The 12,788-nt window shown below is 47.4% G+C and carries 10 protein-coding genes, 1 pseudogene and 1 riboswitch; all 11 genes and pseudogenes read right to left on the reverse strand.

Annotation, left to right across the window (positions count from 1 at the left end):
• Positions 1–354 precede the first annotated feature (354 nt).
• Positions 355–1,674 carry a CitMHS family transporter gene (locus M3212_RS14655; protein WP_251194724.1) on the reverse strand — a complete coding sequence of 440 codons (1,320 nt, stop codon included), beginning with the start codon at positions 1,672–1,674 and terminating at the stop codon, positions 355–357.
• 226 nt (positions 1,675–1,900) lie between these two features.
• Complete coding sequence (locus M3212_RS14660; protein WP_251194725.1) at positions 1,901–2,614, reverse strand: response regulator; 714 nt, start codon at positions 2,612–2,614, stop codon at positions 1,901–1,903.
• A complete protein-coding gene (locus M3212_RS14665; protein WP_251194726.1) occupies positions 2,607–4,268 on the reverse strand; it encodes an ATP-binding protein in 1,662 nt (553 codons plus the stop codon). The genes M3212_RS14660 and M3212_RS14665 overlap by 8 nt, the downstream gene beginning before the upstream one ends.
• Positions 4,269–4,382: 114 nt before the next feature.
• Positions 4,383–5,411: a ribonucleotide-diphosphate reductase subunit beta gene (locus M3212_RS14670; protein ID WP_251194786.1), complete on the reverse strand. Its 1,029-nt coding sequence runs from the start codon at positions 5,409–5,411 to the stop codon at positions 4,383–4,385.
• Positions 5,412–5,439: 28 nt separating this feature from the next.
• Positions 5,440–7,632, reverse strand: a complete 2,193-nt coding sequence (locus tag M3212_RS14675) for a ribonucleoside-diphosphate reductase subunit alpha (RefSeq protein WP_251194727.1) — start codon at positions 7,630–7,632, stop codon at positions 5,440–5,442.
• A gap of 187 nt (positions 7,633–7,819) precedes the next feature.
• Positions 7,820–8,010: riboswitch (cobalamin riboswitch) on the reverse strand.
• A 110-nt stretch (positions 8,011–8,120) separates the two neighbouring features.
• The gene (locus tag M3212_RS14680; RefSeq protein ID WP_251194728.1) at positions 8,121–8,693 is read right to left on the reverse strand and encodes a hypothetical protein; all 573 of its coding nucleotides are present in this window, start codon (positions 8,691–8,693) and stop codon (positions 8,121–8,123) included.
• Positions 8,694–8,855: 162 nt separating this feature from the next.
• A pseudogene (locus M3212_RS14685) lies at positions 8,856–9,171 on the reverse strand (YbjQ family protein).
• Positions 9,172–9,860: 689 nt separating this feature from the next.
• On the reverse strand, positions 9,861–10,385 hold the full coding sequence (locus tag M3212_RS14690) for a hypothetical protein (protein ID WP_251194729.1): 525 nt from the start codon (positions 10,383–10,385) through the stop codon (positions 9,861–9,863).
• Between the two features lie 234 nt (positions 10,386–10,619).
• The gene (locus tag M3212_RS14695) at positions 10,620–11,855 is read right to left on the reverse strand and encodes an OmpL47-type beta-barrel domain-containing protein (protein ID WP_349774195.1); all 1,236 of its coding nucleotides are present in this window, start codon (positions 11,853–11,855) and stop codon (positions 10,620–10,622) included.
• A 114-nt stretch (positions 11,856–11,969) separates the two neighbouring features.
• Positions 11,970–12,128, reverse strand: coding sequence for a hypothetical protein (locus M3212_RS14700; RefSeq protein ID WP_251194731.1), 159 nt, complete (start codon positions 12,126–12,128; stop codon positions 11,970–11,972).
• Between the two features lie 17 nt (positions 12,129–12,145).
• Complete coding sequence (locus M3212_RS14705) at positions 12,146–12,583, reverse strand: GLUG motif-containing protein (protein ID WP_354573234.1); 438 nt, start codon at positions 12,581–12,583, stop codon at positions 12,146–12,148.
• Positions 12,584–12,788: the final 205 nt, after the last annotated feature.

The raw sequence follows: 12,788 nt of genomic DNA on the forward strand, positions 1-12,788 counted from the left end.
TTCCACCTCTGCTGTTCATGTCATTTTCTCTGAACGTCATTATACCAAAGATAAGAGCCGTTGTCGCTTGACGATCTTGTAAAATAACGGTCAACACTTCGCCTTTCCCTTACTAGACATTCAAGTAATGACTGCCTTATACAGATACGGAGGAAGGAGAAGAAATCATTACGATGAAAAATTTCTTCTTGCCTACGATAGAAGATTGAGCCGTTACCCGCAGTTCTGAGGAAATACAAAAACGCTCCAGCTTGAAACTGGAGCGGCTATCGTTTCCTATTAAATAGTCCCTGGGGAAGTGGATACTGAAAGAAACCCGCCTCCGCCATAACAGGACTTGAAACTTCATCTTGCTTAAAACGTCACAATACCCATCAGCATCGCAATGATGATTAACACGATACTGAACCCCCACACCCAGAAGAAGGCGTAACGGATATGCTTACCCATTTCGAGTCCGGCCAGCCCGAGCGCAAGCCATAAAGCTGGTGAAAACGGACTGACGAAGGTTCCGATAATATTACCGATAATCATCGCATAGGCGATCGAAGCCGACTCGACGCCATGAGCGCTGACAATTTGATCGATTAAAGGCAACAAAGCGAAATAATAGGCATCCGTACTTAAAATCAGTTCAAAAGGCACTCCGAGAAAGCCGATGATCACATGCAGATACGGGATGACGAACGCCGGAAGATAAAGGACTAAATCAGTCGCCAGTGAATCGAGCATTCCTGTACCGTCAAGAATTCCTAGGAACGACCCGGCAGCAAGAATGATCGCCGCCATCAGCAGCGCATTCGGCGCGTGCGCTTTAATCCGCTCCATCTGATCATTGACCTTCGGATAGTTAACAAGCAGAGCCACACTGAGACCGATCATAAAGATGAAGCCGGCCGGAATAATTCCCCAAACAAGCAGCGTAATCACCCCTAACGTTAAAAGGAGATTCAGCCACAGCAGGCGCGGCCGAAGCAGGCTCTCGTCTTTTTCTTTGATCGTTGCCGTCTCCACGGTCGCCGCCACTTCATCACCAAGCTCGCCCTTTGCCTCAAGCTTGGCAATCCGCCGCTTTTCGCGGATGCCGAGAATAACAGCCAGCCCGCACAGCAGCACGAGGGCAATGAGCTGCAATGGAATAAGCGGGCGCCATAAATCAGAAGGATCGCCGCCAATCACCGCCGCCGTCCGGCCAATCGGTCCGGCCCACGGTACCATATTCATTATGCTCGCACTGAGTCCGACAAGCAGCAGCAAAAGATACGGGTTCATCCGTAGCTTCTGATAAAGCGGAAGCAAAGCCGGTATCGTAATTAAAAATGTCGACGCTCCTGAGCCATCGAGATGGGCAATCGCTCCAATCAGAACCGTCCCAACTGTAACCGCTATCACATTCCCGCGTGAAATCGCAATCATTTTATTAATAATCGGATCAAACAGGCCGGCATCCTGCATCACGCCAAAAAACAAAATCGCAAAGATGAACATAATTGCGACCTGAATGACCCGGTCAATTCCTTCATTAAATAAACCACCGATTTCAGCGAGACCGAAGCCCGCTAACAGCGCGCCGGCGATTGGCACAAGCACAAGGCCGATAATCGGTGAAACCCGCCCCCGCAGCAATAAAAATACAATGACAAATATCGTTGCAAAACCGATCAAACTTAACATCATACTTCCCCCTTTTTTCCAAACAAGACAGAGGGACTCAAGCTTCCTAAACCTGTAAAGCGCTTACAAACATAAGTGAAACCCCTCTATCAAAATGCTATTCCAAAAGTAGCATAATTGATAAAGAGGATGAAGCTTTTGGAGAAAAAGCGTATATTGCGCATTATTTGCTTTTTGTTCATTGTGCTCACAGAAAGAAAAACGCCACAGGGGTCTTTTCTTTCATTCAACTTTCCTTATCCTGCAAGCGAAAATAGCGACGCTCCGGCCGGCCAACCTCTCCATACTTTTGTTCCGCGGCAATCTCGTTAATTGTCACCAGATATTCTAAATACCGTCTCGCCGTGGAGCGGCTTGCGCCGATCGTTTTGCCGACAGCGGCTGCGGTTAAGCCTTCTTCTTTATCGTTCTTCATTACCCGTCGGACTTTTTCCAAGGTCAGGCGGTCAATTCCTTTCGGCAGCTCACTGTAGTCCGCTTCCTGTTCCAGCCTTTTCTGACGTCCTGCAAATAAGCTGTCGATCTCCTCCTGCTCCAGCTCCTCGTTCCTCATAAAGGTTCGCCGCTGGTGCCGGTAACGCTCCAATGTTTTCTCCAGCCGGGCAAATTCCACCGGCTTAACAATATAATCAAACACTCCACCGCGCAAGGTCTCTTCGATTGTTTTTACTTCTTTGGCAGCCGTCATCATAATGACATCGCTTTGTTTTAGATGACGGATCTCCCAGAACAAATCAAGTCCTTCGACATCCGGAATAAAGACATCCAACAAGATCAAATCCGGCTTTGCCTTCCCACTTGCCAAATATGCTTTTGTCTCCTCCCCTGTCTGCAAAGTCGCCACCACCTCAAACCCTGGCACTTTTTCGACAAATTGCCTTGTAATTTCCGCCACCCGAAAATCATCTTCGACAATTAACACGTGAAACCTTTCAGTCATCCGTCTTCCCTCCGTTCCTATCTTTCGCTATTGTCACGACAAAGCAGGCTCCCCCAAGCTCGCTTTCCTCAAGCGTCAGTTCACCATCAATATCCTCCAACAGCCGGCGCGTCAACGCAAGACCAATTCCCCGATCAGCACCAGCCTTTGTCGTATAGCCCTGCTGAAAAACCTTTTCGATCTCCTCATCTGCAATGCCCGGACCTGCATCGTCAATTTCAAACACGACCACATCCCCAATATCAGTGAAAGACAGAGCGACCTCGCGCTGTTCTGTTTTGTCCTTAACTGCCTCAATTGCATTGCCGATCAAATTGCCCAGCACGGTTACCAATGCATCGCGCTGCCGGTCAGATAATGGATGCTGCAGTTGACTGTCTGGGTCAATCGTTAACGTCACACGCTGCTCCAAAGCCTGATTCAGCTTTCCTAGTAAAATCCCGCTTATCATCGGATCGGGTACCTTTTTCATCAAAAAATGAATCCAGTTTTGCTGAATTGTGCTCTCGCGCCTGATAAAATCAATCGCCTCCTGCTGCTTGTCGAGCTGAATTAAACCGAGAATTGTATACATCTTATTGGAAAATTCATGTGTCTGGGCACGGAGCGCCTCCGCATATTGCTTCACTCTTGTCAGCTCCTGTGAAAGCTGTTCCAATTCAGTTTTATTCCGAAAAGTCGATACGGCGCCGATCAAGTTCTGCTGGTAATAAATCGGCAGGCGATTGACCAGCACGATATGTTTGCCGACAAGCATCTCCTTATCATACTGGCGCTCTCCCGTCTGCAGCACCTCATGGAGACGCGAGTTTGGCAAGACGTCCAAAATCGGTTTTCCAATAAACGGATTCGGCACCTGTTCCTTTTCAGCGAGAAGACGCTGAGCCGCTGTATTCATTAAAGTGATCACCCCATAGCGATTAACGGCAATAATCGCTTCGTGGGTCGACTGTAAAATCGTTTCCTTTTGTAATAAAAGATGAGAAATTTCCTCCGGCTCCAACCCAAAGAGCAGTCTCTTAATATAACGGGCAATGAGAACAGCCCCGACGATACCGACGCTAACAAGAGCGACCAAGACATACCAGAGCTTGCGATGATAATTCATGACAATCGTCTGGACATCCTTCGTTAAAAAACCGACACTGACTACGCCTATCACCCCGCCATCGGCATCGCGCACCGGCGCCTTGCCGCGAATCGAACGCCCGAGCGAACCAACAGCCTCCGACACATAGGACTCGCCTAACAGCAGCGCCCTCTCATTGTCTCCTCCGACCATTTGTTCTCCCAGCTGCTCAGGCTGTGGATGAGCATAACGAATTTCCTCTCTATTTCCGACAACAATAAATTGCGCCCCCGTTGCCTCCCGAATCGGTTCCACTAACGGCTGAATGACTGCAGCAGGATCGTCCAGCTCGTACGCTTGCCGCAATTCAGGTATCCTGGCGACACTTTCCGCTACGGCCAGCGCTCTTTCCCCTACTTCATGTTTAAGAGTATCCGAGAAAAACGCATGAAGAAACAGTCCCATAATCGCAAACATGCTGATAATCAGCAGCCCGATGATCAACGTCATTTTCATTTGCAGCTTCAATTTCACATTAGGGTTGCCAATGTATTTAAGATAGTCTCCTTCTTTTATCGTCAGCATTTTTGCCCCGGCTCCTTTTCCCTTTCATTGTTCCATCTCGTATTGTTTCATATTGCCAACAATAAGAAAAGTCTGGCGACATGGTTTTTCAACCTGTTTGCCAGACTTATTTTCCTACAATTCATCAAATCCGTTATCACTTGATACTTTCGCATATTGTCGTGACTTTTGCTCAAAGAAGTCGCTTTTGGCGGCATTGACGTCTTCATAGGCTTTGATCCATCTCATCGTATTCGTCCGATATTCCGGATAAATCGCTTCATAGCCAAGCTGCTTGATCCGTTTATTTGCCATAAACTTCAAATAAGCTTCCATTTCTCCCGGATCGATCCCGTCAATCCGGTCGCCAATAATATAACGGAACCAGTTCATTTCCAGCTCGGTCGCTCTATGAAAAGCCTGCTCGACAAATTGCTTCATCTCTACTGAATCAAGCTCTGGATTTTCACGAAGCAACTCTTTAAAGAGATTTGTAAAATAGTAGACATGGAGCTGCTCATCCCGGTTAATATAATTAATCATCGTCGACGTTGAGACCATTTTTTGATGGCGGGCGAGGTTATAAAAGAAGGCGAACCCTGAATAAAAATTCAGCCCTTCGAGAATAACATCATAGACAATCGATTTCGCCAGCGTTTCGGCGCTCGGACGCTCAGTAAAATCCTCATAGCCATCGACGATAAATTCATTTCGTTCCCGCAGCACAGTATCATGCTTCCAATATTCATAGATTTCATCTTGGACCGCCTTTGGCACGAGGCTTGACAGCACATAGGAGTAGCTTTGGTTATGAACGACTTCCTGGAAGGACAGTACGCTCATCAGCGCCGCCATGCTTGAATCGGTTAAATAGTCGGCCACCCGCAGCGTGTAATCGGTTTGGATGCTGTCAAGAAAAGCGAGCAGACCGATAATTTTTTTGAACGCCTCCTGCTCGTGCTCCGTCAGCGAGGTGAACTGCTTAGCATCATGAGTCATATTGATCTCAAACGGCGTCCAGAAATTGGCAAGCATATTCTTATACAGCGGATAGGCCCATGAGTAACGAACATCATCCCAGTTCAGCACGTTTGAGCTTTTGCCGTTGATCAGCGCGGTTGAGGCATTCGGCGCCTCAACATCGTATAGCTTTCTTTTTTCCATCATCGTTGATTCTCCCCTTTGTTCCAATTTAGCTGGAGCAGCTCTCACAATCTTCAATCGCCACCGAAGTCGAGCGGACATAATAGGTCGTCTTCAACCCTTCCTGCCAGGCGAGCAGGTGAAGCTCAAGCAGCTCTTTTGCTTTCACCGTATTCGGCACATACAGATTAAAGGAAATCCCTTGATCGACATGGCGCTGACGGCGGCCGTTCTGGCGGATGCTCCATTTTTGGTCGATCAGGTGAGCCTGCTTATAGAGCCAGGTCGTTTCCGCCGTCAAATCCGGCGCCACGACAGGGATTCGGTAATTTTTCTTTTCTTCAACATAAAACTTCGCAAAAATCGGATCAATCGAAGCAGTCGAGCCGGCAATGAGCGAGGTCGTCGCATTTGGCGCGACCGCCATCATATAGCCGTTGCGCACGCCGTACTCTGCCACATCCTGCCGCAGCTCATTCCATTTTTCCGACGTGTAGTCCCTCTTCGCAAAATACTCCCCCGTATGCCAATCGGAGCCGGAAAATGCCGGATAGGCGCCCTTTTCCTTTGCCAACAGCAATGAGGCTTTGACGGTGTAATAATGAATTTGCTCGTAAATCTCATCTGCATAGGCGACCGCTTCCTCGCTTTCCCAGCGAATTCCTTTCTTCGCCAGCAAATGATGCCAGCCGAACGTCCCCAGTCCGACCGCGCGGTATTTTTCATTCGTCAACTGCGCCTGTTTCACCTCAATCTGATTGAGGTCAATCACATTATCGAGCATCCGCACCTGAATCGTAATTAACCGTTCGAGCACATCATCTTCCACGGCATTGGCGAGCGAAATCGAGGACAGATTGCAGACGACAAAATCACCCGGTGTTTTTGTTGTAATGATTTTCCCGTCCTCTGTATGCTCTTCTTCAATGATCGTCGGGCTCATATTTTGCATAATTTCCGTACAAAGATTCGAGCCGTAAATCATGCCGCGATGCCGGTTCGGATTCATCCGGTTCACCGTATCACGGTAAAACATAAACGGACTGCCCGTCTCCAGCTGAGACAGCATGATCCGCTTCATGATCTCAATCGCCGGTACTTCCACTCTCGACAGCGCCTCTTCTTCCAGGCAGCGGCGGTAACGGTCGCGGAAGCTCCCCTCGCCCTTTTTCTCGTCGTAGCTGTCCTCTAACGAAAAGCCCATCACCTGCCGTACTTCATGCGGGTCAAACAGCGCCCAATTCTCACGCTTTTCTACCGCCTCCATAAATAAATCAGGAACGGAAACAGCGGTGAACAAGTCATGCGTCCGCTGGCGTTCATCACCGTTGTTCAGCTTCGCATCAAGGAAGGAAAAAATATCACGGTGCCACACATCCAAATAAACGGCAATCGCCCCCTGGCGTTGGCCAAGCTGGTCAACGCTGACCGCGACATTGTTCAATTGCTTCATCCATGGCAGCACACCGGAGGAGACTCCTTTAAAGCCGCGGATTGAAGATCCTTTTGCCCGGATTTTGCCGAGATAGATTCCGAGGCCGCCGCCATTTTTACTGACGGTCGCCGCATCGGTGCAGCTGTCGAAAATCGCTCGAAGATCGTCCTCGACCGTATCAATAAAGCAGCTTGATAATTGCCCTCCCTTCTTTCCGGCGTTGGCCAGTGTCGGCGTTGCCGTCGTCATATATAAATGAGAGAGTGCCCAATAGCTTTCCTTCACCAGCTCAAGCCGCAAATGGCGCGGCTCCTTGACCATCAGCAGCATCGCGATCACCATGAAGCGCTCCTGCGGCAGCTCCTGAAGCGTCCCATCATAGCTTCTCGTCAAATAGCGGTCAGCCAATGTCTTGATTCCAATGTATGTAAAACGCTGATCCTGCGAAAGGTCCAGCACGCCGGCCAGCTCAGCAAGTTCCTCCGGCGAATAGCTCGCCAGCCGTTCATCGTATAGGCCGTCTGCGATTAACCGACCGACCTGGGCCGGGAACGTCGAAGCCCATTGCTCCACTGCTGTACCACGTAAGCCCGTGACTTGCTCATAAATCGAGTACAGATAGCATTGCGCCGCAACATACGTCCAATCCGGCTCATCGACGTCAAGATGATTCAACGCCTCAAGCGCCCGCTTTTCCCAGGAAATGTCTTTATCCATCTTCTCCAGCCACTCCGCTATCGGTAAATCGCTAAATCGGCTGATCAGCTCGTCTATCCCATACTGTTCCACTGTTCCTGCTTTACTCATCTTTCATCACTCCTTCAAAAATTTCGAGGCCATCGAACTCCATCAAAAAACGCCCTTTCTCGGGCTGAGAAAGGGCGTAAAACGGCAGATTGAGAGTGTCATGTTCAACTTTTGGGCATGGAATATCCTTAAACAGTCCATCCACTCTAAAAGCTGTGCCGTCTCACTTCTCAGTCCCCGAAGATAGCTGACTTTGGAAAAAATGGCAGGTCTCCTGACTTGTGCTTCGTCCTACAATGAGCCTTCCCATACAAGAGCGATCTACCTGCTTGCACAGTGGTTTTCTCATTTCGTCACACTTACAGTTGCGGGGACAGTTCTGGATTTTCACCAGATTCCCTATTAAGCCTTATGTGGCACCATTTATCCACATCAATATATAGTTGTCATTCTCGCGACCAATCACGATATATTGTATATAGTAATGGATTTCTGTCTGAGTTGCAAGATTTGTTTTTGAAGAATGATAGGAAAGGATGAGGGCAGGGTCAGCCAACTTGCTCCAGAACATCTTTCAGACTGCCTGATCCCACCGAGGACAAATGCTGTGAAAAATATCCCTCAACCCGGCCTTCATAAAGGAAAACAGCCTGCTTGCAAGCTGCTAAGTCATCAGGTTTTACAAAGCAGGGAAGCTTCCCACCGACAGAAATTCCGCCTCTCTGCAATACCGTCGCAACAAATTCCGAGCAGAAAAAAGCATACGGCCGCTTGATTTCCTTCGCAAACAAAACGCCAAAAAGTCCGAGGAAGTTATACGTATAGCTTGTCTGCTGCGTCTCGATTTCCCGGACGTAGGACAGCATTTTTTGATAGCTTTCCTCCGTTACAGAGCAGCGATAAATCGCGCAATACGCTTCTCCGAAAAAACGGTCTCTCATATTCTCCTTTACAAATCCACCGATGAAAGGATTATTCATTCGTTTCCGTCCAAAGCTGCAGGTCATCTCCAGTTCTTTGTCAAAAGACAGGGACGCATGGTTCAAGCGCTTTTTTGTAAACAACCTGATCATCCTTGTAAAAACCGTTCCGGTATCGGTAAGTATAATATAAACATCCATCCTCTCGCCTCCATCTTCTGACGCAGCTAAAGCAGCATCTTTCTTTATAGATCATCCTATAAATTTGAAGATGGAAAAACGCTCCGAGGTTGCAAATCCTATCCGTCTTAAGGCTGATTATTTGCACACGATTAGGGCGCCCCTTTGCCCGCCCTCTCTTCCTCATCCCTCAGCTTCAATCACAACCGCTGTCCCGTAGGCGATAATTTCTGCAGCTGCACTCATCAATGTAGCCGACTGCAGTCTCATGCCGACAACCGCATTGGCTCCTTTCGCTTCAGCCTCTTCGACCATGGATCGCCAGCTTTCTCGCTTCCGCCATCATGTCAGAATATCCCTTTATTTCTCCGCCGACAATTCCTTTTAAAGCCGCTGTAATATCCCGTCCAATATGCTTCGTCTGGATCGTGCTTCCTTTGACATAGCCCTTTACCTCTGTTATTTCATAGCCGGCCACCTGCTCAGTAGTCACTATCATCCTAATCGATTTCCTCCTTTTTTTCGATGCGCCTTTCTCTGATGAGAATCAGCAGCAAGACGACCAATGAAATCACGTAAATGTTTGGTTATCCGTAATATAGAATTTTTACTAACTAACTTCTAGGAAAGACTGAAATAAGACACTTACAAAACAAGACCCTGTGAAAGCCTTGTTGATCTATTTTTGATAGTACTGGATTCCCAATTCACAATTGCTTTGTTCGGAATAAAATACCGATCTTTTCATCTGTAATGTTCAACAGCCAGTTTCCCTTCTTATGTTGTATAGACTTATGGTTGGTGGAGTGACCTTTAACCGGCGGGCTACCCCACTAGAGTCAATCCAGTAAGTACATTGGTCAGCAATGAGTACCAACGAGAGATATCATGAAAGCGATCGGTCATATGCAAGAGAGTACAACGGAAATTTATTTGCAGAGTTAAGTTAAAAAGAGCCAGCAACAATGGATAGAAACTTTTCCTGATATTTGAACTATTCCACCTTACTTTCTTGCGAAATTTGAAGATGGAGATTCCAAAGAACACTAGCGCAACCGATAGTTATGGATTAGGCTATCCCCTAGAAGTCTTATCGCTTCATTTTTAAGATTCTTTTGAAGCGATTGCATAGGGAGTCGTCTGTCGGGAAAAGCTAAAGACTAAAAATATGAATGCTTATAGCCAACTTTACACACTCATATCCCCCATCTCTACACCAAGCTGCTCGCCCAATCCCTGCAGAACAAGAGCATTCTCATGCAGCTGGAAGTTGGAGACATTCCGCATCACCTTAAACACCGCTTCCGGGTAAGATTCCAACATTACCCCCAATGAACCCGCCGGAAACTGCATCTGTACAGCCTCTTCTGTGTTATTGATTTCAAGGGTGATATAAGGTTTCTTTCCCTCTGCCAAATGTGCTATCAATTCATTCATCATCTCTTTCGAAAGAAAGAAATTTTCCTCCGCGACGCCGTCTTCCAACGTTATCTTCTTAAACGCAGATGGATCGACATGGAGGTTTATTCCACCGTCTGGGTTGAAGCTTAGTTCAATCGTTACAGAAGGTGAAGAAAAGTCGTCAGCACTGCTGTCTGATGAATCATTACGGCCTGTGTTCCCGGTACCAGAAGGTGTATACAATTGGAACCGATTGGAATGGGTCTCAACCGTATTGCCTGCCCGATCCTCGCTTGAATGTGCAAATACCAATCACCATCTACACCACTTTTTGTCAATATCTCTCCATCTACAAATGAAGTCCAGCCTGATGTAGGGGCTGTTGTATTGGGTGACCATAAATACCTTATAGATGTTGGGTCTTGACCACTAGCATCATCCGACACATTCACTACTGTCCGTGCCGATGCTGACCCTCTCTCCGTTCCATTTGTACCAAAAGTAACTGTCGGTTCAGATTTGTCAATGTGAATCGCAATGGATAAGTCAAGTGTATTGCCCGCTTTGTCGGTGACCGCAAACACTAGCATATGCTCCCCTTCTGCACTTATAGTAATCAGATCTCCATTTTGATAAGCTTGAGGGGCTCCACCATTCAATGTATAGGTGATATGGCCAATGCCACTTACACCTGCCTTCGCATCGATGCTTGCCGTCACACTCAAGTTTGTCCAGTCGCCGCTCGTGTACCAGCTCAAGTGTTGGGGTGAGCTTTAATCCACTTGAGCTGACCTTAACGATACGTTGCACAGTTGTTTCGTTGCCTGCGATATCCATGGCTTTCAACACAAGCGAATAGGAACCGTCCTCCTTCAGTTTGATCGGTGAGTCATACGGACTCCAGGTGACGCCACCATCCAATGAGTATACGAAGGAAGAAATCCCTGAATCATCATACACAATCGCCGTGACTGTCACTTCCTGGTTTGACCAAGTGTCAGCCACATAAGTTTGGCCGTAGGCCCTCTTCATCCCGATATCAATGGTCGGCGAAATGCCATCGATCATTATTCCGCTTGTATCGCTCACAGGCAGTTGCAGCGAAGCATCCATCCCGTTAGCAAGGATGCGAGCAAGCTCCGGGAGTATGATCGCTCCAACCTCAATGCCACTCGAATCACTTATCCCCTCTTCGATCACATACTCAAATTGAAGCTGATTCGTTTCCGGCTGTGTTGTATAGCTTGCCAAATAAGTATTTCCGTCGATCAAAACCGGCAAAGTCGGGGTGCCGTCCACCGTAACAGGCGTGTCATAGACTGCAGTAAACTTCAATGTATCCCCAATCCCATACTTCCCATCTGGTATGACCAGTTCAGTTATTTTCGAGGGTACCTTGATGGTTACTTCATATCTACCCACAAATTCTGTCTGATTCGAATAAACGTCCAGCGCAAAGAGATTGTCTCCCGCACCGACTTTTTTCGTAACCGACCCTTCCATCTTCTCCCCATTGATCCAAACCTCTGCGGCAGAATGAACAGGAGGCGCATCAAAGACCACCTCTTCGACTGCCTGATCAAAGGTCACCGTATACGAATGGTTCCCTTGGTCAAACGCTGCATCCCACATCGCAGTTGCAGTTCCTTGGGCATCCTCTATCGTTAAAGCAGACAAGTGATTGGCGGTAAAGTCTGCAATTAGCCGGGGATAAGACTCCCCATCGATCATCGTCCAAGTATCAGCAAAATCCAGATGTCCATAAGTGGATTGTCTTTTCATCTCAGCCGCAATCTCCAAACCGACAACTTGATCCTTTATACTATGATCGCTACTAAATTGATAAGCTCCTACATTCACTCCGGAGGTTTCCTTATTCCAGTAAGAGAAAGATACCTACCCTACATTCACAGCTAACGCAGCAGCGATATCACCTGCCGTAACTCCTCCACCAGCATAATAATGGGAAGCGTTGCCCCAGTTGTAACCAATCAAGCCTCCCGCTTTATCTGTGCCATTAGTATTCCCTGTCGCATAAACGTTTGATACTTCCACTTTGTTGTTATAACCAATTAGCCCCCTACCATTACGCCTTCAACCTCCCCTGTCGCGTATGCAAAGGAAACAGGTATATTATTTAAACCGATTAATCCACCTGCATCTCCGTCTGACGTCACATCACCTGTCGCATAAACATATGAAACAGAACCATCATTATTATTGCCGATCAACCCGCCTGCATCTCCATCTGACGCCACGTCTCCTGTAGCATAGCTGTATGAAACATTTTCTCTATTACTTCCTATTAATCCACCAACATAGTGACTTCCCGTCACATTTGCCGCAGACTGGGAGATAGTCACTTCTCCTCCTGATTCATTATAGCCAATCAGTCCACCGACATCTTGAAACTCGCTGTGAATCGTCCCAGAAGTATTTACATTCTCGATCTTGCCTTCATTCATGCCAACCAAACCACCTACATTGCGCTGATCAGCTCCAGTTTTGATAGTTACGTTCGTTACGCCTACATTTTTGCTCTTGCTTTCCGAAGTTGTAGCCGAAAATAAACCAACTTTTCTATTCTATACGTAGTGATAGAAAGGTTCGTTATTTCATACCCTTGGCCGTCAAAAATACCGGAGAACCGTTCATCCGTGATCTCACATGGATTTCTGTAATCGGAAGTTCCATCTTCACATTTTCCGATTGGTT

Source organism: Halalkalibacter oceani (assembly GCF_023715705.1).
GTDB lineage: Bacteria > Bacillota > Bacilli > Bacillales > Bacillaceae_D > Halalkalibacter > Halalkalibacter oceani_A.